Annotated in this window: 1 protein-coding gene; it reads right to left on the bottom strand. The window is 34.9% G+C overall.

The features are described from left to right. Positions 1-27: 27 nt before the first annotated feature. Positions 28-1,397, bottom strand: a protein-coding gene (locus EPJ90_RS08500) for an IS3 family transposase (RefSeq protein ID WP_414650433.1) whose coding sequence is annotated in 2 segments (ribosomal slippage) — positions 28-894 and positions 897-1,397 — 1,368 coding nt in all. Because the reading frame shifts where the segments join, the coding sequence is not laid out codon by codon here. Positions 1,398-1,446: the final 49 nt, after the last annotated feature.

Here is a 1,446-nt window from a genome sequence, read left to right as displayed (position 1 = left end):
TGAACTGCCCCCAATATCTTGGACGGTTTAATTAAGAGTTAAACTAAAGGATTGATTTCTGTACTGTGCAGGAGTCAGTCCTTTTAGTTTGCTCTTAATTCTTTTGTTATTATAATAGTCGATATATTCTTCGATTGCTATTGTTAATTCTTTAATGCTTTTGTACGTCTTTTCTAAACCGTAATACATTTCTGATTTCATTATGCCAAAGAAACTTTCCATTAACCCATTATCAATGCTATTCCCTTTTCTTGACATACTTTGAATTATGTCTTTTTCTTTGAGAGTTTCTACAAAAAATGCATGTTGATATTGCCACCCTTGGTCAGAATGAAATATCAGATCTTTAACGAATGTGTTTTGTCGAAATGCTTTTTCAAGCATGTCTTTGATTTGATCTAAATTGGGACTTGTAGAAACATTGTACGAAATAATGTATCGTCCACATGCATCTAGAATTGGAGAAAGATATAACTTCTTGTCACCGACTCTAAATTCAGTCACGTCAGTGAACCACTTTTCATTAGGGATGAGCGATTCGAAGTCCCGCTTTATATGGTTTTCTGCTACAGAACCTACCGTTCCCTTATACGATGAATATTTCCGTTTCTTGCGTATCAACGAGTGTATTCCTAGTTTCCCCATTAAGCGCAGCACTTTCTTATGATTCACTACATGACCACGATTCTTAAGCTCCAAGGCTATTCTTCTATACCCATATAGTTCTCTATTTTCGTAGTAGATTTCAATAATTAAATTCATTAATTCATCATTCTTAAAATCTGTGTCAACTTTTGAAACATAAAAATAGTAAGTTGATCGCGATAAACCAGCGATTTCAAGTAAGAGCTGTAAGGGATACTTCTGTCGTAGTGAGGAGACTGCCTTTACTTTGTCTTCTTTTCTCGCTCCACCCTTTGTTTCACTACGGCATTCAATTTTTTTAGATATTCATTCTCTGCTTCAACGTATTGAAGTTTTTTCTTGAGTTCTTTGATCTCTTCTTCAGTAGTTAAATTATCTTTATCGTTTGTTTTCTGTTTTGTCATGGAAGGTCTTCCTCGTTTCTTCTCAATGACATTATAACCGTTTTTCTTATAGGCTTGTATCCAATTATAAAGTATTCCTACAGAACTCAGCCCAATTTCTACAGCAGTTGCCGACATCGATTCGTGGTGGATCAAGACACGGTTGATTACCTCGAGTTTGAATTCAGGAGAATAATAACGGTTTCTATCCTTTCTTAAAATCTCAATACCATGAGTATCAATAAGACGCACTAGGTGATTGATAACACTCGCTCTAATACCATAGGAGTTTGAAAGTGATGGAATTGTTTTTCCGTTCTTTCTTAACGTATATATTTCTATTTTCTCTTCTCTTGTTAACTTTGACATATAAAAACCGAACCTCCTCATCTTTGTTCAAGATTTGGGGTTCGGTTCA

The organism is Erysipelothrix sp. strain 2 (EsS2-7-Brazil), from assembly GCF_016617655.1.
GTDB lineage: Bacteria > Bacillota_I > Bacilli_A > Erysipelotrichales > Erysipelotrichaceae > Erysipelothrix > Erysipelothrix piscisicarius.
Note: the sequence above shows the minus strand (reverse complement) of the source record. Positions and strands in the feature narration are given on the sequence as shown.